General features: G+C 47.2%; 22 protein-coding genes. 21 read left to right on the top strand and 1 reads right to left on the bottom strand.

Going from position 1 to position 22,202, the window contains the following annotated elements; translation table 11 throughout:
* The first annotated feature begins 63 nt into the window (after positions 1 to 63).
* From THEAE_RS0113765 to THEAE_RS22180, 3 genes are all read left to right on the top strand, one after another.
* A complete protein-coding gene (locus tag THEAE_RS0113765) occupies positions 64 to 1,581 on the top strand; it encodes a methyl-accepting chemotaxis protein (RefSeq protein ID WP_245605627.1) in 1,518 nt (505 codons plus the stop codon).
* Positions 1,582 to 1,706: 125 nt separating this feature from the next.
* Complete coding sequence (locus THEAE_RS0113760; protein ID WP_169729994.1) at positions 1,707 to 2,942, top strand: MFS transporter; 1,236 nt, start codon at positions 1,707 to 1,709, stop codon at positions 2,940 to 2,942.
* Between the two features lie 105 nt (positions 2,943 to 3,047).
* Positions 3,048 to 4,160 carry a M15 family metallopeptidase gene (locus THEAE_RS22180; RefSeq protein ID WP_052330022.1) on the top strand — a complete coding sequence of 371 codons (1,113 nt, stop codon included), beginning with the start codon at positions 3,048 to 3,050 and terminating at the stop codon, positions 4,158 to 4,160.
* Between the two features lie 130 nt (positions 4,161 to 4,290).
* On the opposite strand, the gene THEAE_RS0113745 is transcribed toward THEAE_RS22180, so the two are convergent.
* Positions 4,291 to 4,665: a YmaF family protein gene (locus THEAE_RS0113745; RefSeq protein WP_028987870.1), complete on the bottom strand. Its 375-nt coding sequence runs from the start codon at positions 4,663 to 4,665 to the stop codon at positions 4,291 to 4,293.
* Between the two features lie 584 nt (positions 4,666 to 5,249).
* Between THEAE_RS0113745 and THEAE_RS0113740 the strand changes: the two genes are divergently transcribed.
* The 18 genes from THEAE_RS0113740 to THEAE_RS0113655 all read left to right on the top strand — a co-directional run bounded on the left by THEAE_RS0113740 (position 5,250) and on the right by THEAE_RS0113655 (position 22,082).
* Positions 5,250 to 5,459, top strand: coding sequence for a hypothetical protein (locus tag THEAE_RS0113740; protein ID WP_028987869.1), 210 nt, complete (start codon positions 5,250 to 5,252; stop codon positions 5,457 to 5,459).
* A 391-nt stretch (positions 5,460 to 5,850) separates the two neighbouring features.
* Positions 5,851 to 6,744 (top strand): LuxR family transcriptional regulator, encoded by an 894-nt coding sequence (locus THEAE_RS0113735; protein ID WP_084213563.1) that lies wholly within the window; start codon positions 5,851 to 5,853, stop codon positions 6,742 to 6,744.
* Positions 6,745 to 6,986: 242 nt separating this feature from the next.
* A complete protein-coding gene (locus tag THEAE_RS22175) occupies positions 6,987 to 7,646 on the top strand; it encodes a YiiX/YebB-like N1pC/P60 family cysteine hydrolase (RefSeq protein ID WP_052330020.1) in 660 nt (219 codons plus the stop codon).
* Between the two features lie 140 nt (positions 7,647 to 7,786).
* Entirely contained in the window at positions 7,787 to 8,821 is a 1,035-nt protein-coding gene (locus THEAE_RS0113725; RefSeq protein WP_005583595.1) for a hypothetical protein, read from the top strand.
* 192 nt (positions 8,822 to 9,013) lie between these two features.
* Positions 9,014 to 9,700 (top strand): hypothetical protein, encoded by a 687-nt coding sequence (locus THEAE_RS22170; protein WP_051430863.1) that lies wholly within the window; start codon positions 9,014 to 9,016, stop codon positions 9,698 to 9,700.
* A 293-nt stretch (positions 9,701 to 9,993) separates the two neighbouring features.
* Positions 9,994 to 12,051 carry a methyl-accepting chemotaxis protein gene (locus THEAE_RS0113715; RefSeq protein WP_028987866.1) on the top strand — a complete coding sequence of 686 codons (2,058 nt, stop codon included), beginning with the start codon at positions 9,994 to 9,996 and terminating at the stop codon, positions 12,049 to 12,051.
* 327 nt (positions 12,052 to 12,378) lie between these two features.
* A complete protein-coding gene (locus THEAE_RS0113710) occupies positions 12,379 to 13,605 on the top strand; it encodes an ABC transporter substrate-binding protein (protein ID WP_028987865.1) in 1,227 nt (408 codons plus the stop codon).
* 90 nt (positions 13,606 to 13,695) lie between these two features.
* On the top strand, positions 13,696 to 14,574 hold the full coding sequence (locus tag THEAE_RS0113705; RefSeq protein ID WP_028987864.1) for a branched-chain amino acid ABC transporter permease: 879 nt from the start codon (positions 13,696 to 13,698) through the stop codon (positions 14,572 to 14,574).
* 12 nt (positions 14,575 to 14,586) lie between these two features.
* Positions 14,587 to 15,534: a branched-chain amino acid ABC transporter permease gene (locus THEAE_RS0113700; RefSeq protein WP_005583605.1), complete on the top strand. Its 948-nt coding sequence runs from the start codon at positions 14,587 to 14,589 to the stop codon at positions 15,532 to 15,534.
* A complete protein-coding gene (locus THEAE_RS0113695) occupies positions 15,531 to 16,316 on the top strand; it encodes an ABC transporter ATP-binding protein (RefSeq protein ID WP_028987863.1) in 786 nt (261 codons plus the stop codon). The genes THEAE_RS0113700 and THEAE_RS0113695 overlap by 4 nt, the downstream gene beginning before the upstream one ends.
* Complete coding sequence (locus THEAE_RS0113690) at positions 16,316 to 17,020, top strand: ABC transporter ATP-binding protein (protein WP_028987862.1); 705 nt, start codon at positions 16,316 to 16,318, stop codon at positions 17,018 to 17,020. The genes THEAE_RS0113695 and THEAE_RS0113690 overlap by 1 nt, the downstream gene beginning before the upstream one ends.
* A 273-nt stretch (positions 17,021 to 17,293) precedes the next feature.
* A complete protein-coding gene (locus THEAE_RS0113685; RefSeq protein ID WP_028987861.1) occupies positions 17,294 to 17,911 on the top strand; it encodes a hypothetical protein in 618 nt (205 codons plus the stop codon).
* A 199-nt stretch (positions 17,912 to 18,110) separates the two neighbouring features.
* Positions 18,111 to 19,295, top strand: coding sequence for a tRNA epoxyqueuosine(34) reductase QueG (gene queG, locus THEAE_RS0113680; RefSeq protein ID WP_028987860.1), 1,185 nt, complete (start codon positions 18,111 to 18,113; stop codon positions 19,293 to 19,295).
* Positions 19,296 to 19,415: 120 nt separating this feature from the next.
* Positions 19,416 to 19,955, top strand: coding sequence for a methylated-DNA--[protein]-cysteine S-methyltransferase (locus THEAE_RS0113675; protein WP_005584815.1), 540 nt, complete (start codon positions 19,416 to 19,418; stop codon positions 19,953 to 19,955).
* On the top strand, positions 19,952 to 20,173 hold the full coding sequence (locus THEAE_RS23290) for a hypothetical protein (protein ID WP_028987859.1): 222 nt from the start codon (positions 19,952 to 19,954) through the stop codon (positions 20,171 to 20,173). The genes THEAE_RS0113675 and THEAE_RS23290 overlap by 4 nt, the downstream gene beginning before the upstream one ends.
* On the top strand, positions 20,170 to 20,673 hold the full coding sequence (locus THEAE_RS21030) for an amidase domain-containing protein (RefSeq protein ID WP_169729993.1): 504 nt from the start codon (positions 20,170 to 20,172) through the stop codon (positions 20,671 to 20,673). The genes THEAE_RS23290 and THEAE_RS21030 overlap by 4 nt, the downstream gene beginning before the upstream one ends.
* Positions 20,674 to 20,720: 47 nt before the next feature.
* Positions 20,721 to 21,188 (top strand): tRNA (uridine(34)/cytosine(34)/5-carboxymethylaminomethyluridine(34)-2'-O)-methyltransferase TrmL, encoded by a 468-nt coding sequence (trmL, locus tag THEAE_RS0113660; RefSeq protein ID WP_005584809.1) that lies wholly within the window; start codon positions 20,721 to 20,723, stop codon positions 21,186 to 21,188.
* Between the two features lie 33 nt (positions 21,189 to 21,221).
* Entirely contained in the window at positions 21,222 to 22,082 is an 861-nt protein-coding gene (locus THEAE_RS0113655; RefSeq protein ID WP_028987858.1) for an MTAP family purine nucleoside phosphorylase, read from the top strand.
* Positions 22,083 to 22,202 lie beyond the last annotated feature (120 nt).

Genomic DNA, 22,202 nt, shown 5'->3' with positions numbered 1-22,202 from the left:
ATCGCGCTAAACTGATATAATGTAAGAAAACATTACATTTTATGAGATGGGAATGTGAAAGAAATGGAACGTGTGAAGAGAATAAACTTTCTATTATTCCTGATTCTAGCATTCTCTCTTTTTTTTATAGGATGGGTTGATCTCGTTTGGTGGCAAAAAGTCGTATTGATATTCGTTGATTTAATCATTTTAGGCTATGTGGTCATTAAAGACCGGGAGATGAGAAAAACCGAGTTACAACTGGAAGCGTTAGAAAGCACCAAACAAAAGATGATCTACGATATTCAAGTGGCTGCAGACCGTCTAAGCGGGGTAATGGAGGAAGTAAATCGCCATATTCTTGGATTGCAGCAATCTGCAGATCTCTCCCAAGAGCGGGAAATCTCTCTTCAGGAAAAAAGTGGATTCGCCAAGGAACGCATAGAGACCGCTTTTGAGAAGATGAATCATGTAACGGAAACGGCACACCAGCTGCATGGCCTAATGGATCAAATGGATGAGGGCATGACCGAAACAAAGGGCGTGGTGGCGGAAGTTGCCGAATATCTAAATACCACGGATCGGGTCATGGAGGCACTGACAACATCCAATCATTTGGTGCAGGAAAAGATCGATGAACTGATTCGCCATCTTTCTTCCATCGAAGAATTAAATCATTTTTTGGTCAAAATTGTTGGGGAAACTTCGATGCTTTCCATCAACGCATCCATCGAAGCGGCGAGAACCGGGGAACATGGAAAAGGCTTTACCGTCGTGGCTTCACGGATGAAACAGTTGGCCAATCAGAGCAAAGAGGCATTGGAGCGCTCCTCCTCTTTAATCGAAGAGGTGACGGGGCGTATTAAAGAAGTGACGGAAGCGGTTGAAAAAGAGAAAGAAGGGGTGAAACGGGGCTTATCGGTCATCGCCGACGTGAAACGGAGAATCGGCCTTATTTTAAACAGCGTCATCCAGGTTAATGAGAAGGTGGAGCGTGCGGTGGGTGCCGTCTACAAGCAAGAAGAGATGATTCAAAAAACGGCGGTGGAACTTCAATCGGCAGTGGAAATTATCAATGAGACGATCAAAATGGTGGGACTTACTTTAACCCAAGTGAAAGAACAACGTGGGCAAATTAATGCGCTCAAAGATGTAAACAGCAACCTGTTGAAAGAATCTGAGGAACTGAAACAGTCCATATCGAGCCATATGGACAAAAAGGAAATTCTTTTAGATTCCTTCGCGGAGAAATTGGAACACATGAAGAGCAGCCTATTAGAGATGACGAAAAAGCCGGAGATTCTTTCGTTAGATCCGGATCTGCATGCTCGCCTGTTAAAATCTTTTTTGAAAGAGCATCCGGATCTTTCCGCCATATGGTCGAACCGGGCGGACGGCACCTTTATATTCTCAGAGCCGGCGGCCGGGCTATTAAATGCGAAACAGAGGGAATGGTGGCAGGGGGCGATGAGGGAAGGATTTTTCGTTTCAAGGGTTTACGTCTCCGCCATTACGAAACTCCCCTGCATTACCGTCTCCGCAGCGATTTCAAATCCTGCAGGGGAGAGGATTGGGGTACTCGGCGTTGATCTCTCCGTTTAAATGATCCCAACGGAAGATAAATTTTTCTTTAATTTCACTGAAACGCCCTACTCCCCTGTTATAATGAGGGTTAGTAACCGAAGCAGGAAAAAAGAACACTCATGAAGATGGGGGAGAATCTCTCTATGGGCAGATTGCTTCACAATCGGCATTTCGTCATCTTATGGCTGGGTCAAACGGTGTCTGCGATCGGCACTCCCTTCACCATGTTGGCGATGGCATGGTTTGTCTACACCCTGACCGGATCAAAGGCGGCGACGGGAGGGATATTATTGGCGGAGGCGATTCCCCTTGTTCTTTTTCGCCTGTTTGCAGGGGTGCTGGTGGATCGGTGGGATAGGCGTACGACGATGTTGGTTACCGATCTGATTCGAACCGCAGCCTTGCTGACTCCCGTTTTTCTGTATGCGTCAGGCACGTTGCAGCTATGGCATTTATTTATCGTCAATATAATACTGGGTATCGCAGAAGCTTTCTTCCAACCGGCCTCCTTTGCGTTTCTTCCTTCATTGGTTCGGAAAGAAGAATTGTTAAACGCCAATAGTTTACTGAATACTTCCATCCACGGATCGGCTCTTCTCGGTCCCATCCTCGCCGGGATCTTTATCTCAAGTTTTGGTGCCCCGAATGCTCTCTTGGTTGATGCGATCACCTTTGCCGTTTCTACTCTCACATTATTCCTGTTACCTTCCCGTCCCATTCCAAGGGAATCTCGGGTTCATCTTTTCCGTGAGTTGGTTGAGGGATTCGCATTTTATCGGGAGAATAGGGGCCTCATCTGGTTATTGGGGCTTGCCGCCACCAGCAATTTTGGCGGAGGAATGATCCTCGCTCTTTTTGTTCCTTTTTGCGTGGAGTTGTTGCATGTAAGTGCCGACGGAGTGGGAATCGTCCAATCCTCCGCGGGAATCGGAATGCTGATCGGCAGTTTGGTGGGCCCATTGCTGGCTCCGTTTTCGAAAAAGTCGGTGATGCTTGGAGCTCATGCTTTTTCGGGGGTCTCCATCCTCGCTCTCTTTTTTGCAAACACTTTATGGTATGCCGTTGGATTTGTAGGCGGATTTGGACTTGGCGTAGCGATTTGGAATACCTTTTCAGGGATCATTTATCAGCAACGGGTTCCGGATTCCTTAAGGGGGAGGGTACAAAGCGTGCGGTTGTTAGTCGCCCAGGGGAGCATACCCTTAGGGATGGCGGTAAGCGCAACCGTCGCGGAGTGGATTGGGCTTAGGGGAGTATTGGTGCTGATCGGCATAGCCATCTTATTTTCAGCCCTAATCGCTTGGTTTGCCTCTTCCCTTCAGTTTCTCGAGGAAAAGGGTCAAAAGGCGGCTGTCGAAATCAACGCCCCGAATGAATAGAAGAATAAGAAGAAAGCTCCTTTTCCCCATCTTAGTTCGGAAGATATGGTATAATGGAGAGGCTGTAAGTGAACTACCTAAAAGGGATGGAGAGAGGGAAAGGGTTTGTCAAAAAAGAGAAAGAGATATCGTTTTTTTGAAATGCTTCTTTTTCTCCTGATCGGGGCTTTTTTTTTCCTATTGTTTTATGGCTGGGGCGTTCATTTTATAGGGAAGGGGGCCTCCCCCGATAGAGAGAAGCCAGAAGGAGAAGCACCTCTTGAGCAGGATATGTCCTTTGGGGATACCTCCTCTCCGGCAAAAACCGCCGAAGTGGAAGGGTTAGAGATTCGTGCAGATCATGGATTCCTGCCGCCTGGGGGAGAAGAAAAGTTAACTTTAGTCGCTACCTTTGCGGATCAGCGGCAGGAGCAAATCGACAGCGAAGGGATCAATTATGAGATGATGGACCCCAACTTGGGCAGCATACGAAAAGGTGGAATCGTGCGGGTCTCTCCTGAGGCCAAAACGGGGGATGTGCTCACCGTAAAGGCCGCTTACAAAGGAAAAATCGCAGAGATACAATTGATGGTCCGGTATTCCTTGGAAGATACGATCAAAGTAGATCAAACGGGGAAAACGGTCGTTACCAACTTGGACGACCCCGTGATTTTGGTGAACAAGGAGAGGAATCTCCCCAACGACTACATCCCCTCCGATTTGGTGCCCTTAAAAATTCCCTTCTCCTTCCAAGAGGAGAGCCCGAAGAAGAGTTTGAGGAAAGAAGCGGCCGAAGCGCTGGAAGCTTTATTTAAAAAGGCGGCGGAAGAAGATATGAATCTCACAGGTGTTTCAGGGTTCCGCTCCTATTCGATGCAGAAATCGATTTATGAGAATAAGATAAAGACGATGGGGGAAGAGGCGGCGGGCCGGATCAGTGCCTTCCCAGGGCAGAGCGAGCATCAGACCGGGTTAGCCATTGACATTTCCAGCACGAGCGTAGGGAATCGGTTGGTGGAGAACTTCGGGGAGACAAAGGAAGGGAAGTGGCTGGCGGAACATGCCCCCGATTTTGGATTTATCATCCGTTACCCCAAAGGAAAAGAAGAGATTACGGGTTATTCCTACGAACCTTGGCATATCCGCTATGTGGGGGTTAACGTGGCGAAGGAAATCGCGAAGCGGAAGATCACCCTGGATGAGTTTTTCGCTTTAGATACGTTTGAAACCACTCAATAAGTGAATTCATAAAGCGTAAAGTTGGATGTTGTAAAAGAGATAACCCCAGGGCTTCCAGGAGAAGCCTTGGGGTTTTTTCATTCGATTCTTCGGATGGGGATATAATGAGTATCCAACCGCTTTCATGGGATCAAGCGATCCCCGTCCGACCACTGTAGGTGTGCGTATGAGGGATGTGTCCATTCACTGTGGTTACTCCTTCAAAATAATGGATATGGCCTCCTCCAGGCACAGGGATGGCCGGTCCGGTTACCCCCCGGATCACATGGGTATGTCCATCATTAAAAGAGGTAACCGCTTCATACCGATGGGTGTGGGGCACACCACTCGGGGCCGGTTCCGTTACACCGGAGTACCTGTGCCGATGCCCCACTTCATAGGACGTGATTCCGGCAAACGGATGAAGATGGACAGGTCTCCCGTTCCATGAGGTAATCATCAATTCATGCCGGTGTTCATCCTCATTCTCATGTTCATACAGAAATCCTGCGATAGGTATTTCCATCAGATCACCTCGTTTAGGTTCAGTTGATTCATCCTATGCAGGAGGAGATGAAGCGGTCTCGGTAAATCCCTACTCCCCGTATCATCAACACCCCCAATTTCTTTGCATAAAAAATACTACAAAATGGAGTAGAAAAATACTACAAAATGTATGATTTCAATCTTAATCATTTTTGATATCTTTGGTTTGACGGCGAGGTTACGTTTAAGAGTAATTCCGCATAACCATAACATGAGAGGAGGGTGAATATTAAAAAAGGAGTTTTTCATGGTGTTGAACCCGCTTTTTGGTAGTCATGACCGCTACCATCCATTTTCTAGTCAACAAAGAAAAAGGAAGCTTTACTCCCAAGTGAAGATGGATTGCCAATGGAGAGAATCTTTTCCAAAATTATTTTAAAGAAAAGATTATGAAAAGGTGATCATACCACAGCTTAGATTGGAATATTGGAATTCAAGTGGAAGGATATCGGGATTGAGCCGGCAGGATTACCTAGTTGCTATCGAGTACTATGAATATAAAGACGGAACCTACATCAAGGTGAAAGAAGTTAAGAATTAATCCATATGAAGAGGTAAAAAGACATGAGAAAGTTTTTGGGGCTATTTATACTCTCCATCAGCTTGATCGGATTGGCCCTCATGCTGCAACTAGCCCAAATCACGCAAAAGCTAGACGAATTAACCTCAACCTATAATGAATCTTGGGGGAAATATCTCAATCCATCCTTCTATCTTGTCCTGATTGTGAACATCGCCATCGCTCTGAAATTGATTTACCATAAGAAGAAGTAATTGTGAATGATTTTGGCTCTCCTTTTTCGGGAGCGAAGATGAAAGAAATCGTCATGAAAAGATGGTCCCTATAAACCAAGAAACCCCTATCCTTACATAAAAGAGGATAGGGGTTTATTAAGATATGGGAAAAAATTTTTTTGGGAAAACATTCTATAATTGAAACATTGATTGAAACATTTCCTCAAAACAAACGTCTATTATATTGAGGAAATGTTTTTCTTTGCCAATTTTGTATGCTCTAAGTGGATTAACGATGGTTAGCCTCACAATGGGTCCTGAGACCTATTGCCACATGACTGCAAGAAATGTATACTGTTGATAGAATAATGCAACTGTTTCCTTAACGTTTTGCATGATTTGAAGTGTGGGAGTGAGGTGTTATATCTCGATGACACGCGACCGCTTATCGAGTCGTGGAGTAAAGGGAGTGACCCCTTCCGAAGAGATGCTCAGCACATCTCATGCTCGCAGTCGGGCATTTGGCATTCGTTCCGATATCAAGCGGCCAAAGAGGGGATTATCCTCCGGTGATCTTCCTCATCTCTTAAAAAAGGAGAAAGCGCTGCTTGAAAAGGCGGCCCAGGTCATCACTCCCTTTTATTATTCAGGTGAGCTCAGGGAACATCTCTACATATTAACGGATCGGGAATTAACCATCCTGAACATCTATGCGGATCAGGATTTTTTCAGTCAATGCACGCTCGTAGGGATGGAGAGAGGGATCTCACTTACGGAAGAAAGCTGTGGCACCAATGCCTTTTCGTTGGCGAAAATGGCGAACCACATGATTGTTCTGGGGGGATCGGACCACTACGCCGAACTATTTGATGATTGGTGGTCGGTGGCAGGCCCTATCAGAGATTTAAAGAGAAGAATCGCAGGCTATCTCGGACTCATTTTACCCCATGGGATGAAGTCCGAATCGGCCATCGGTCTTTTAAAAACGCTCATTGATGCCATGGAAATAAGAGGAGTTGAAGGAGACACCCTTTATCCAAAGACGAAAATAAACAAGCATAGAAGAGAATTTGCTCCATCATTGATGGATCAAATAGGAGAAATAGAGGAGGATCAGAAAAGGTTACTCAAGGTATTAACAAAACGGGAGCAGGAAATTCTCCCTTTTTTGCTTCAGCGATGGACAAGCCAGGAGATCGCGGAGGAACTTCACCTAAGCGTCTCCACGATACGGAAACATCGCCAGAACATCTATCAGAAGACGAGAGTTCGAAGTATCCAGGAATTGCTCACTGCCTTTGCATCAAAAAATACTACAAAATGAAGTAGAAAAATACTACATAATGTATGATTACGGATGTTTGAAAATGTGATATATTTGAATCGGCAACAAGATGACGTCTAGGATAAATACTAAGTAACAATAGATGAAAGATGAGGTGAATCGATGAAAAGCTTTTTAAAAGATTTGGTAGTAGGGTAATAGTTTGTTGCAAGTACTGTATATGCCATTCCGTTCTCGACTGCTTATCTAAAAGGTCATATTTTTAGAAAGGAGGAAAATTTATGTTTAAGAAAATTGTATCATTTGCAGTGGCTCTAACCCTTCTGATGAGTGTTAGTGCTTTTGCCTCTCCAACTCTAACTCCGGAACAGTTAAAAGATGTGCAAATGGCAAAGCAAAAAACTCAACAAGTAATGAAGAGGCTTCAAAGCTACGATAACCCCAAGTTTTATGGTGATCCTAAAGTAATTTCTTCCAAGGCTTTACTTCAAGATGATCCTGTTTCATCTAGGCCAGGAGTTTATTATGTCACATTTGACAGTTCAAGTAGTAGTCTTATTAGTTGGGCTGGGGGTCACGCGGGGATTGTTTATAATGAAGATTATGTAATAGAATCGTGGGGAAACAAAGGCGATGATCTCAATGGAGTTCATTTATGGCCGAATAATTGGGCAAGTAGATATACACATATGGAGGCTAGAACTGTTAGATCTACCACTGTTAGCGAAGATGAACAAGCAGCCGAATTAGCATACTCTTATATTGGGAAGCCATACAATTATAATTTTTTCGACATTGATCAAGACGACTCCTTCTACTGTTCTCAACTGGTATGGTATGTTTTTTACCATACAGCAGATGTTGATTTGAATGATGGAGGAGCAGTATGGCCTGTAGATTTGTCCGAAACGGATGAATCGTATGTGATTTACTCCAAGTAATAGTTTTTGTTTATCTTTAGGTTAAGGAAGGAGAGGAATTTTCCCTCTCCCTTCTATTGATGTTAAGATTGTAGATTACCGCTATGAATCATTAGTTGCGGTCATCTAAATTACTTTTAAAGGGCGGTTGATGGGTAATAATGAAGAAAACATACGGTTGGATCATCCTCTTTTTAACATTTTCCCTCATTCTGGGATGTGCATCGGATCAGTCATTGACTCCAGGTACATACTCTTTTGGAGTTACATTTACGCACAATTTGAGAGAGGAGAGTGAAATTCGATTCTATTCGGAAGAAGGCTCATTGGTAAAAAAAATATCCATCAATCATGGTGGATTGAAAGAGGGTAAAGTCTATCAAAATAAACTGTACATACCCGTCACAGGAGTTCCCAAAGCAATAGATCATAAGGTACTGGAAGTAGATCTGGAAACTTTTCATATTCGTTATCTGGACACCGATGTCCTTCCGGTAAGTCTGGCGGTAGATGACCAATATGTATATGTTCTTCATAATTCAAAACTGAAAACGGGGAGCCTTACCAAAATAAATATAAAAGAGAATCGTATAGAGAAGAAAATTGAATTAGAAGGACAGTTTGGATGGGGGCGGATTTATGTTGACAAAGATGATGTCTTTGTCGCGGTTGATCAAGTATTTGAAAAAAGACAGATTATTTATAAATTGAATAAAAATTTAGAGCTTAAGGGTCAAATTATAAATAAACAATATTCTGCTCCCACAGACATGAGGGTTATCGATGGAACTTTATATTTAATAACCAGATCCAAGAGGGATCCTTTAGAGTGGCGTATCACTGGTCCTGCAAACCAACTGATAGAGGTAAAATTGAATCAATTCGACAAACTGATCATGGAATCACTCAACACTCCTTCCCCTCACCGAATCTTTGAATCAGATGATCAAATCCTCATCACTCATGATCGGATTCCTACGGGGAGCAAGATCACGATGATAGACAAAAAAACGAGGGAACAAAAGACCGTCACAGTAACAGATCAATTGCCGGTGTGTACGGTGAAAGATAACAAGTTATATGGCATCTCCGATTTTCAATTTTCTTTATATGAAATGGATGATTTTAAAAAGATAAAAACGTATGATTTAAATCCGAAGAAGGAATATCAAGTGGTGGATCTGTTTGTGAAATAACCCCAAGTTCAATCGAAAGAATCAAGGAGACAATCGGTATAGTCGCCAAGAGCGTGGGAAATGAGAAAGTTAGAGGATATAACAAAAAATGCGTATCGGAACGTCAGAAAATATGATATATTTGACTTAACAACAAGATTCACGTTTATGAACCAACCGCTTTGTAGATTAAGAAGGAAGGAGGTGATTCCATTGAAAAAAGGGGTTTTCATTACATTGATAACGGTAATCGTGCTTCTCTCCGGACTTGTGGTGGAAGCTTCTACAAAAGATAGGACCCCGGGAGAAAAGTTGAGTATCCTTTCGGAGGGTCAACCGAGCAATGAACTGGGGGATACGGTTCAGGAAGATGTCATACGAATTAGCGACCCCAAAGCCATTCAACTTTTTCAATTAAACCAAGATCTTCATTTTGAACCCCCGTTTCCCGGTGCGAAGATTAAAGAAATCGTCATTAAGAGAAGTATCCCTTTAAACAAGTCGCCGTTGACGATACAATCTACCGATATTCGAAATGTAACGTTTGGGGGATCGATCTGTGGAAGCGAATTGATTCGCCGTAGTTCCGCCTCCGGACCGGGTACGCTTCATATGTCCGTCACAAATACGGTGCCAAATTCATATACCGCAAGCGTATCGGTCTCTGCCGGAGTCGTTTCCGCCGGGGTGGGCTTTAATGTGACAGCGACGGAATCGATTACGGAAAGCTATGATCTTACCATTCCGGCAGGGAAAATCGGAGTGATCGAAGCGCATCCGTGGAAAGATCTATATGATTTCGAGGTTTGGGAAGACCCCTGGTATTGGTGGGGCTATAAGACCGGAGACGGTACCGCTTACCGTGTCACCGGGATCTGTTTTGCCGCCTGGACAAACTAGACATTTCTTCCAAAAAGCATGACCTATTTTCCGTGACCCCTATCCGTGTTCGTCAGGATAGGGGTTTGTATTCGATATTTATTTAGTTTATTTAGTTTAATTAGAGATTTCAATATTAACTTATATTTCAAAGTAAGAGGCCCAAGAAGGATTTACGAGATCGATGTCGAATCATGTAATTTGTGAAAGGGATGAAGAACGCCTTTCCAAATCGCTTGCGATTCGAAATAAATGATCGCGAGTCGCAAGGATTTGCCGTAACGGGAAAGGACGATACGAAAAGGAGTGGTGGTATGAGAACGTTTTCTCTGCGGAAAATAGGAAACCCCTTACATTCGGTAGGAGGAAAGCTCTTTTTTATCTACTTTATCTCGATCTCGCTCATGGTAGGAGGGATCGGGTACTTCTCCTATATTCAATCCTCCGAAGCGATTGCGAGGAAAGTGGCCGAAACCGCCAAGCAAACCATCCAGTTGGCTGCCGATAAAGTCGAAACAGAGATCAAATCTTACCAAGATGTGACCATGGAATTATTCTCCGATACTAACTTTATGCGATGGTTGCGGGATTTTTATGACCCGGAAATTACCGGATACGATCACTATATGCTACAAAATCAAATTGAAAAGAAAATTGCTAACATGGCAATATTGAAAGCGGGGATCCGGAATATTTCCATTCTTCCTCTAACTTCCGGGAAAGGGCTTACAGGGAATAACTACACGGGAATTAAGCTCAATGAAAATCCAGAACAGGAAAAGTGGTTCCAACAGGTGGTGGAGGCGAACGGCAGGCCGGTTTACCTCCCCACCCGTGAGAAGGGTTACTATGCTTCCGATAAGCCTGCATTTGCCATTGGCCGCCTTCTGGTGGACATCACGACGGGAAAGAAAGCCGGTCTCCTCCTCTTGGAAATTGACAAAGAAGTATTGGACAAAACGCTGGGCGGTCTCTCCATGGGGAATGATCGGCCGGTCGTCGTGCTCGATGGGGAGAATCGCTTGATCCGCGCTAAGGAGGAGAGTCAGATTGGCCAGGCCTTTGAAATCCCCATCACGGCAAAGGAGAGGGAACAGGCGATTCCCCAATCCGTAAGTTTTTCCCGCTCAGGCAAATTGGTCATCTTTAAAACGATGGAAGAATCGGGATGGATGGTGGCGACGGCCGTGCCCCTCGCGGAGTTGGTTCGGGATTCGGAACAGATTCGCTACATGACGATCCTCATGGCGCTCGGCGCGATGCTTATTGCGATTCTCTTGGGATTGTGGGTTATGAGGATGGTTGGGAATCCGCTAAACCGATTGAAGGGATTGATGCGGGAGGCGGAGGAAGGGAATCTCACCGTACGGATCAAAGTACGAGGTAAGGATGAAATCGGGGAAGTTGGTCGAAGCTTTAACCATATGATGGAAAAAATCTCGGGCTTGATCCAGGGATCCCATATCGGTGCCTCTTCGCTGATGAAAAGTGCGGAAGAGTTATTACAGACTTCAAAGGCGACCGCCGCATCGGCGCAGGAGATGGCGCGAGCCACGGAGGAAATCGCCAAAGGGGCGATGCAGCTCGCCATGGAAGCGGAACAGGGAACCCGGCTCACCCAAGAGATGCGGTTAAAGATGGAGGAGGTAGAAAAGGCGAATCAAATGATGGGCACAGCGGTTGGTGAAGTGGAAGAGGCGAGCCGTAGAGGAACCGCTTTTATGGAAGAACTGAGGGTAAAAACCACCCATACCGAAGAGATGACCAAGAAGATGGTGGAAAAGATTGGCCAGCTTGGACAGAGCATGGGTTCGATCAGAGAAATCCTGGATATCTTGCAAGGCATCACAAAACAGACCAACATCTTATCCTTAAATGCTTCCATCGAAGCGGCTCGAGCCGGAGAAGCGGGCAAAGGTTTCGCGGTGGTGGCGGATGAAATCCGGCGTTTGGCCGAGCAATCACGGCAATCCATCGATGTGGTGGGAGAGATCACTTCGACCATAGAGAAGGATATTCATGAAACGATGGACGTTATGGGGAAAGCCGCGCCGCTTTTTCAAGAACAGATCTCTACCGTGAAGGGAGCGGATCTCCTTTTCATGCGGGTCAAGGAGAAGATGGAGCAGCTTACCGGACAATTGACCGAGGTGACGGGTTCGTTGGATCGCTTGAAGGAATCACAGAAGGCCCTCATCATCGCCATGGAGAATGTGGGGTCGTTCTCCGAGGAGTCTTCCGCCTCTTCGGAAGAGGTGGCTTCCATCAGTCAAAATCAGCGGGAGGTAAGCGAAACCTTGGTGAAAATGTCTGAAAAGCTGGAAAGCTTATCCCGCGACATGCAATCGAATCTCTCCCTTTTTAGGGTGTGACGTTTGATCTAATTCACTGAGCCATTCATTTATTTTGATCATAAATAAAGGATGATAAAAGAAAAATTATTTTTTAGGAGAGAAAGAGAAGTTGGGGAGACCAGGGCAAGGTCTCCTCATTTTTTTTTTGAAAGAGAATCAATGACATCGGAAGCTGGAAAAGAAAATAATAAAAATCATCACGAATAAAATTGGGATAATTGTTAAATCCTCCTTTTCTGAAAAAGGTGAATAAAAAATACTGGACGAATAATAAAAAATAGTTTAATATATCTCTTAGTTAATTTCTTTTAATCGAAAGATTAAAAATACTTACTTGGGGGGGTCATGATGAGAAAAGTATCGATTTTGGTACTCCTAGCGATTCTCGCCTTTGGAGTCCTGGCCGGTTGCGGCACTTCGACCACAGGGACGACAAATGGCGGGAACCAGACCGAAGGAAACACCGCACCTGGAGGAAACGGCGGAGCACAGGCAGGCACGATAAAGATCGGCGCCAATCTCGAGCTATCCGGTGGGGTTTCATCTTATGGACAATCCATTGCCGAAGGAATTGACTTGGCCGTAGAGGAGATCAATAAGGCCGGAGGAATTAATGGCCAGCAGCTTGAGGTGGTTAAGGTAGACAATAAATCGGATGCGGCCGAATCCACCAATGCAGCGATTAAATTAATGTCCCAAGATAAAGTGGTGGCCATCATTGGAGCGGCTACCTCCGGAAATACCAAGGCGATGATCCAGTTGTCGAACGACAACAAGATCCCGGTCATCACTCCGACGGGAACGGCCGATTCGGTCACGGTGAATCAGGACGGAAGCGTGAACGAGTATATGTTCCGTACCTGCTTCATCGATCCTTTCCAAGGGGATGTGGCTGCCCGTTTCGCATTAAATGATTTAAAGGTAAAAACCGCCGCGATCTACATCGACAGTGCCAGCGATTACTCGAAAGGTCTAGCCGCTTCGTTTAAAGAGACCTTCACCAAAAATGGAGGACAGATCGTCTCGGAAGAAGCCTTTGTGGCCAAGGATACGGATTTCCGTTCCACTTTAACCCGGATTAAAGGAACAAATCCTGAATTCGTTTACGTCCCCGGCTATTATGAAGAAGTGGGTCTCATCGTAAAACAGGCTCGGGAGCTCGGCCTTATGGCACCCATCATGGGCGGTGACGGCTTAGATTCGCCGAAGATGGTTGAGTTGGCGGGAGCAGATGCTTTAAACAACGTCTTCCTGACCAATCACTACTCCTCCAAAGACCCCGATCCTGAGATTCAGAAGTTCGTAGAAGCCTTTAAAGGGAAATATAACGGTAAAGAGCCGGATGCATTTAATGCCTTAGGTTATGACTCGGTGAAATTCTTAGCCGATGCCATCCAACGGGCAGGCTCTGCCGATCCCACCAAAATTAAGGATGCTTTAGCGGCGACCAAAGATTTGAAGGTGGTTTCCGGGGTATTGACCATTGACGAGAAACATAATCCGATCAAGTCGGCAGCGATTCTGGAGTATAAGAACGGGGTTCAGGAGTTTAAAACGAAAGTAAATCCGTAAGTAATTGAGAGCTTCTAAAAATTAGAAGATAGGGGGCATTAGCCCCCTATTTCCCCTTATTCCAACAAGACACACTAGGGAGTGCATTCCATGGAAATCTTCCAACAGATTATTAACGGAATATCGGTGGGTAGTATTTATGCCCTCATCGCATTGGGGTATACCATGGTATACGGAATCGTAAAATTAATTAATTTCGCACATGGGGATGTATTCATGCTGGGGGCTTTTATCGGTTTTTACAGCATTACCGCCCTTCATTTGGGACTTATACCGGCACTTCTTCTCTCCATGATCCTGACCGCCCTGATAGGGGTGATCATTGAACGGGTTGCATACAAGCGGTTGCGCAATTCTCCCCGCATATCCGCTCTCATTACGGCGATTGGGGTTTCCCTATTCATAGAATATGGGACAATCTATGTAAGAGGAGCCCAACCGGAAGCGTATCCGGGGAACGCCCTCCCGGATATGGTGTTGAATCTCTTCGGCCTTACGCTGAATGCGGATGCCCTCTTCATTCTCGGGGTATCGATTCTCTTGATGATTTTGCTTCAATACATCGTTCATCGGACCAAAGTGGGGAAAGCGATGCGTGCCGTTTCCCATGATGCGGAAACCGCGCGCTTAATGGGTATAAACGTGGATACGACGATTTCCGTCACCTTTGCCATCGGTTCTTCTTTAGCCGGGGCGGCAGGAGTCATTTTTGGCCTTTACTATACGAAGATAGACCCGCTTATGGGGATTATCCCGGGACTTAAAGCCTTCGTGGCGGCGGTTCTCGGAGGGATTGGAAGCATTCCTGGAGCGATGGCGGGGGGAATGCTTCTGGGGCTGGTCGAAACGTTCGTCAGTGCCGCAGGTTTTTCCCTCTGGCGGGATGCGGCAGCCTTCGTCATCCTCATACTTATCTTAATCTTTAAACCGTCCGGCCTCTTTGGGCAGAACGTGAAAGAGAAAGTATAGGGGGGATATTCCATGAAGATAGGTAACCGTTCGTTTTGGCTTTTCTTCCTAGCATCCATCCTCCTCTATGCCGTTTTTCAAGTTCTCATCAACATGGGAGTCCTTGATCTGTACTATAGCAATCTCCTTATAAACATTGGGATTAACATCATGTTGGCGGTAAGCCTTCATCTGATCATCGGTATTACGGGGCAATTCTCCATCGGTCATGCGGGGTTTCTGGCGGTAGGAGCGTACACCTCCGCGATCATCACCATGAAAATGGGTCTTCCTTTTGAAATCGCCATTCTGGTGGGAGGAATCGCCGCCATGCTGGCTGGGCTTGTGGTAGGGATTCCGTCCCTCCGACTCAAGGGGGATTATCTGGCCATCGCTACCCTTGGTTTTGGGGAGATTGTCCGTATCTTTTTCCTCAATATCGATTATGTGGGTGGAGCGGCCGGGATGCAGGTAACTCATATGACGAACTGGACTTACGTTTTTCTTGGGACACTCATTACCGTCCTGGTCGTCCGGAATTTTACCGAATCCACTCATGGGAGAGCCTGTATCGCCATCCGGGAGAATGAGATCGCCGCAGAGGCGATGGGCATTCCCATCACCTATTATAAGGTGCTCGCCTTTGCGATCGGAGCTTTTTTCGCAGGGATCGCCGGAGCCTTATACGCCCATAATTTCTATGTGATTCAGCCTGTCAACTTCGGTTTTCTCAAATCCTTTGATATCCTGATCTTCGTGGTGTTAGGTGGATTGGGGAGCCTTTCCGGCGCCGTCATCTCCGCCACCTTCCTCACTCTTGTCTCCACCTTCCTGCAACAGTATCCGGAGACACGGATGATTCTATACAGCCTGGTCCTTGTTTTAGTCATGTTATATCGGCCGCAGGGGTTGATGGGGACGAAGGAGATTACCGATTTCTTCTCCTTCCGCAAACCGGAGAAGGAGGTGGGTCGAGGATGATAAAACAGAGCGATAAAAATCTCCTGGAGTTAAACCAGGTGAGCATCCGGTTTGGCGGGCTGAAGGCGGTTTCCAACGTTGATCTCTATCTACGAGCAGGTGAGTTGATCGGCTTGATCGGCCCGAACGGGGCTGGGAAGACGACGCTTTTTAATATGTTAACCGGGGTCTATGAACCGACGGAAGGAGAGATTCTCTTTGCCGGTGAGAGGGTGAATGGACTTTCGCCATCGGCGATAACCCGTAAAGGGGTATGCCGAACCTTTCAGAACATCCGCCTGTTTAATGAATTATCGGTTCTTGATAATGTTAAAGTGGCTTATCATATCAATACCCATCACTCCTTTGCCGGCTCCATCCTTCGTCTGCCAAACCATTTTAGGGAGGAAAAGAAGATGGAGGAGGAGAGCCTGGCGTTATTAAAGCTTTTCGACTTGGATAAGGTGAAAAGGGAGAAGGCGAAGAATCTCCCATACGGGATGCAGCGCAGGCTAGAGATCGCCAGAGCTTTGGCCACCAAACCCAAACTCCTCCTTCTCGATGAACCGGCGGCAGGGATGAACCCCCAAGAGACCAAATCCCTCATGGAAATGATCGCCTTTATTCGGAATCGATTTAACCTGACGATCCTCCTGATTGAGCATGATATGTCGTTGGTGATGGGCATTTGTGAGCGGATCTACGTCCTTGACCATGGGCAACTCATCGCCCACGGCACACCCCAGGAAATACGCACCAATCCCAAGGTGATTGAAGCTTACCTTGGGGAGGAGGTATCTTGATGTTACAAGTGAACGAAATCGATGTCTATTACGGAAAGATCCAAGCCCTGAAAGGGATCTCCTTGGAGGTAAACGAAGGGGAGATCGTTACGTTGATCGGAGCCAATGGTGCGGGAAAAACGACCTTACTTCGAACCATCTCGGGTTTAATTCATCCGAAAAAAGGAGAAATCATCTACCAGGGGAAGAAGATTGAATCCACCTCTCCGGAAGCGATCGTGAAGTTAGGGATCTCCCATGTGCCGGAAGGGAGAAGGATCTTTCCCAACTTAAGCGTGGAGGAAAACCTGGAGATGGGCGCCTATCTCCGAAAGGATAAGGAAGGGATCCGACAGGATCAAGAGATGGTTTTTACCCTTTTCCCCCGATTGAAGGAACGGATGCGGCAGCAAGCCGGGACGTTGTCCGGTGGAGAGCAGCAGATGCTGGCGATGGGAAGAGCCTTGATGGCAAGGCCCAAGCTCCTTTTGCTGGATGAACCCTCCATGGGGCTTGCTCCCCTTCTGGTGAAGACCATCTTCTCGATCATTAAAGAGATTAACGGAGGGGGGACCACCATCCTCCTCGTGGAACAGAATGCCCATATGGCTCTTTCCGTCGCCCATCGGGCGTATGTGATCGAGACAGGCAAAGTGGTCTTATCCGGAAGGCCGGAAGAACTTCATAAGAGTCCTCAGGTTCAATCGGCTTATCTCGGGGGGTAAGACGAATAAGCCTTCCCTCTGCGAACGAAGCGGCGGGCTTCGTTGGAACAGGGGGGGTTTTTTTTGTCCACATCTTTCTCACTCGGCCGCATACCCAATGGGCTTCTTGCCTTTCGCTCTCCCTTCTCCCGACCGCGGTAACAGGCGGTGATCCATTCTCCGGTGTATGATGGGCACAATGAGGGATGAATGAAAATTGGATTGGACGATTGGGTTAAAACCTGAGAATGTTGGAAAAGATGAGAAAAAGCAAACAAAAATGAGGTGAATGATATGGCCTCGATGATCAGAAACATATTCCTTCTCTTTCTCCTTTTTCTCTCATTCTTGGGAGGGTGGTTCTCTTCCGGTTATGTCCGTCAGGACCCTTTCCTTGCCTCCCTTTTGCCATCCGGTATCTCTTCCTCATCTGCCTACGATCGCTTTATCGCCGATCTTCGTTCAATCCTGGAGAATGGGACCTTTGAAAATCCCGGAACGCCGGAAAACCAAGGGACTCCCACCGAAACTCAGATGCAAGAGGATATGCCGGGCACAGATGTGAAAACCCCTTCGCCGGGAGGAGCGCCTCAAGGACAGTTGTTGGAAGTAAACCGCATGATCGATGCCTTAAGCAATCATTTGACAAGCAAGGAGAAGCTCTCTTTCTTCATCTGGGCCGGTTCCCGCTTCAATGAAACGGAAATGAAGGAAATCACCCAATTGTTGGAGGAAGGTTTAACAGAAGAAAGCTTTCTGAAGATCTATGAAATCGCAAGGAGAAAACTCCGCCCGGAGGATTACGCCTACCTCTTTTCTTTTTTTGATCGTTATCTTGCCCTTCAGGAAGAAAAGACGGTCCCAGTATTCCGATCCGGAGAGACGGGTGCGGTAAATTCCTTACCCCAATAGGACATTTGAGCTTGATGGATCCGCCCGTTCCGTTTTTTCTTCCCTGCACTTCTTTCCTGAGGAAGATCGTGAGTATGGTATAATCGGACTGTAGAATGAAATCACATCCGGAATGTTTTCCATGTTTATCCGTATCATCCTTGCATGGGGTGGGGAAAATCGGGCCAAGATGATTCCGGATGGGGAGAATGGGATGGAAATGAATGGGGAACTCGTTAAACAAGAAGTGATCACCTTCGCGAAAGGAATCGGCATCGATAAGATCGGTTTTACCACGGCGGAGCCCTTTTATTCGTTGAAGGAAAGGTTGGAAGAACACCAAGCGAAAGGGTATGCTTCCGGTTTTGAAGAGATGGATATCGATAAAAGGGTTTACCCTAAGCTCACTCTTCCCGATGCAAAATCAATCATTGCGGTGGCGCTTGCCCATCCCTCCCGTTTTTCCAACCCGAATCCTTCGGAACCGGGAGCCTACCGGGGTATCGTCTCCAGAGCCGCTTGGGGTAGGGATTATCACCAGGTTCTTAAAGAGAAGTTGGAAAAGCTGGCTCTTTTTATAAAGCAGAACGTCCCGGAAGCGAACTGCATCCCGATGGTGGATACCGGTGTTCTCGCCGATCGGGCGGTGGCGGAGAGGGCGGGTTTGGGGTGGGTGGGAAAAAACGCCAACCTGATCACACCCGAATACGGCTCCTATGTATATTTGGGGGAGATGATTACCAATCTCCCCTTTCCCCCCGACTCTCCGATGGAGAATGGCTGCGGGGCATGTACCGCCTGCCTTACGGCTTGTCCTACCCAAGCTTTTGTGAAGGCGGGGCAGCTGAATGCGAAGCGTTGCCTTGCTTATCTCACCCAGGTGAAGGGGTTTCTCCCCCAGGAGGTAAGGGAGAAAATGGGAAATCGAATCTATGGATGTGATACCTGCCAGCAGGTATGTCCCTACAATCGAAAAATAAACTTCACCCATCAAGAAGCTTTCCGGCCGGATCCGGAGTTGGCGCGCCCCCTGTTGAAACCCCTCTTGAGCATCGGCAAACGGGAATTTCAAGAGAAATGGGGTCCTACCGCGGCCGCATGGAGGGGGAAAAAGCCGATTCAACGGAATGCGATTATCGCATTGGCTCATTTCAGGGATGAGTCGGCGGTTCCCGATCTCATCAAGCTCCTAAAGGAGGATGGGCGGCCGGTCATCCGGGGGACTTCTGCCTGGGCACTCGGGAAGATTGGAGGAGACATGGCCCGAAAGGCTCTGGAAGAACAACGGATGTGCGAAAAAGAAGAAGTGGTTTTAGAGGAGATCCTGAACGCGCTCCGCAGGTTGGAAGAGCCGGTCGATGTGAAAGGTGACCGTAAACCCGTATCAGGTACTCCGTTACAGTAGAACGAAATCGTAGTACGAATTTTTAGACTATCTGTAATATAATTGTAATCCAAACCGGCCTTCAATCATGTTATGATGTAAAGGGGGATTTTTTTCCCAATGTTTGAAGGAGGGGGCGTCATGGCCCACGAAACGAACATCTTCTATTCTACTTTTTCCACTCCGATTGGACCTTTGACGGCGGTCAAGCATGAGGCTGGGGTGCTCAATATTGCGTTTGGGGATGAAGAGAAGGCGCTTACTCCGATCGGTCTTTGGCTGCGGCGGATGGGACTTAACGCGAACCGGCTGATCCGTGATGATGACCGATTGGCAGACGTTAAGTCTCAATTGGAGGAGTATTTCCGGGGAAATAGAAAAACATTTACCTTGCCCCTCGATCTGAAAGGAACCCCTTTTCAGAAGGCGGTATGGAACGCTCTTCTGGAGATTCCTTATGGAGAGACCCGCTCTTATAAACAGATCGCCCTTCGTCTTAATATGCCCAGAGCGGTGCGGGCAATCGGCGGAGCTAATCATGACAATCCCATTCCGATCCTCGTCCCTTGTCATCGGGTGATCGGCTCCAACGGTGAATTGATCGGGTATGGAGGCGGTCTTTCGATCAAAGAAAAGCTGCTGCACTTGGAACGGAGGAGTCACTACCTTAAAGCGGAATGAACCGGAATCTTAAAAAAACCTTATCCCCTTCGGATGAGGTTTTTTCTTGTGCGCTCGGCATGGGCGTTAACTTGGCGGCGCAAGTCCGCCGCGGGCGAGGCGGCACAAGCTTGCCGGACGAGGGCAAGGGTGTCTGCCGCGAGGCGGGATCCGGAGGAAGCCGGAGGCAATCCCACAGCCCGATGAATAGACTGGGAGGAGAATGGATGGAGAGGTGAGCAAGTTGACATACGATCGACAAAAAGCGGTTTCCTATGCCGACCTGTGGTGGAATAAACCCAATCCACAGTACATCTATTTTGGGGATGAGGATTGTACCAATTACGTTTCCCAATGCCTTTTCGCGGGGGGAGTCCCCATGCAATATGGAAGGGATCGTAATGCCGGCTGGTGGTACCGATTTTCCTCCCCTCCTTCATACAGCTATAGCTGGGCTGTGGCTCACAGCCTTAAAGTATTTTTGGAGACATCCATATCGGGCGTAAAGGGGGTTCCGGTGGAACATCCCCAACAGTTGGAGGTGGGGGATGTGATCTGCTACGACTTTGATGGCGACGGTCGTTGGCAGCATAATGCATTGGTTGTAGATTTTAATATGAAGGGAGAACCCCTTATCAATACCCATTCCTATAACCGTACCCATGCCCATTGGGCCCTTAAAGATTCACCGGCCCATTCCGTGGAAACAAAATATCTCTTCTTCCATCTTGTGATATAATAGAGTCGGTTATTCTACACCGTGCAGCTCGCAAAAGGAAGGTTGCTATGCCATTTCACATCGTACTCGTTGAACCGGAGATTCCCTCAAATACGGGCAATATCGTTCGCACCTGTTCCGTGACGGGTTCCGTCCTGCATCTCGTTCACCCCCTTGGTTTTTCCATTGAAGACCGCTATCTGAAAAGGGCAGGGCTGGATTATTGGAATGAGGTGGAGATTCATCACCATGATTCTTTGCAAGATTTTTTGGATCGGGTGGGGCTAGAGCGGGCTTATCTTGCTACCACAAAGGCGAAGCAGGGGTACCATGAAGTCTCTTTTCAAGACGGTGATTACCTCCTCTTCGGCAAAGAGACGAAGGGACTGCCGGAGGATCTCATCTTCTCCCATGAAGAGAGAGCGATTCGTATCCCGATGCTATCCCACGCCCGCTCCCTCAACCTCTCCAACTCCGTCGCCATCGTCCTTTACGAAGCTTTAAGGCAAATCGGCTTTCCAGGATTCCGCTGGTAGAATTTCTTATCTTTGATCATAAAGGAGGAAACCATGTCTTTCGCTCGTGAAGAAATCCCTCGTGTTCAATTTGCCGTCATCGGAGGATCAAGCACCTTCTCCCTTAACTTTCCCGAAGATCTGGAAAGGGAAGATACGGAGGTTCTACGAACCGATCTCATCTTTGATACCCCTTTTGGAGAAAGTCCCGCCTTTAAACTGGTCCGAACCGGGGATAAAGAATTCCTCACATGTAAAATGCATGGGTGGCGACCTCCCGCGGTAAGCCGCGGACAAGCCTCCCAACAGCTCTTCTGGGTACTGAAAGAGGCGGGGGTGGAACGGATCTATGTGGAAGGGGGAGTAGGAAGCATCAATCCCCTGTTGGAGCTGCGCGACCTGGTCATCCCGGATGATTACATCGATCACTCGATGCGACAGGATGTGGGCCTGGGAGGACCTTATCTCATGATTATGCGGGAGCCCATCTGCCCAACCGGGGCAGAGATTCTCTATCGGGTGGCCAAAAAGCATCTGGCGGGAACGGATCGGCATGTATTTAAGCGGGGTACTTATGTAAATACCGATGGGCGCCATTTTGAAAGCAGGGCGGAGGTGCAGATGTTTCGCAGTTGGCATGGGGATTTTGTAGGACAGAGCATCGCGCCCGAAGTTTACCTGGCCAGGGAGATCGGCGCTTGCTATACGGGAATCTATATGGTGGTTAATTACGCGGAAGGGATCATCCGGGATTGGGATCACAAGGACTTAAGCGACATCTTTTATGGAGAAGGGAAAAAGATCGGGAATATCCTCCTCGACGCCCTCAAAGAGACCCCTGCCGAGGCTGTGGGGTGCAACTGCCGTGCCCTTCGAAAGGAAACCCTTCTCCAGGTGAAGAATGGGAACAGGTAAGAACCAAAGGTAGTTAAATTGAGTGATCGAGCAACGGCGTATGATAGAAGCATGGGAACAGCTGAGAACCAAAGGCTGTGAAATAGCGGAAACCGGATAAAATAGGAAAATGAAGAGATC

Origin of the sequence: Thermicanus aegyptius DSM 12793, from assembly GCF_000510645.1 — a bacterium.
GTDB classification, from domain to species: Bacteria; Bacillota; Bacilli; order Thermicanales; family Thermicanaceae; genus Thermicanus; species Thermicanus aegyptius.
This window is presented reverse-complemented; position numbering and strand designations above follow the sequence as displayed.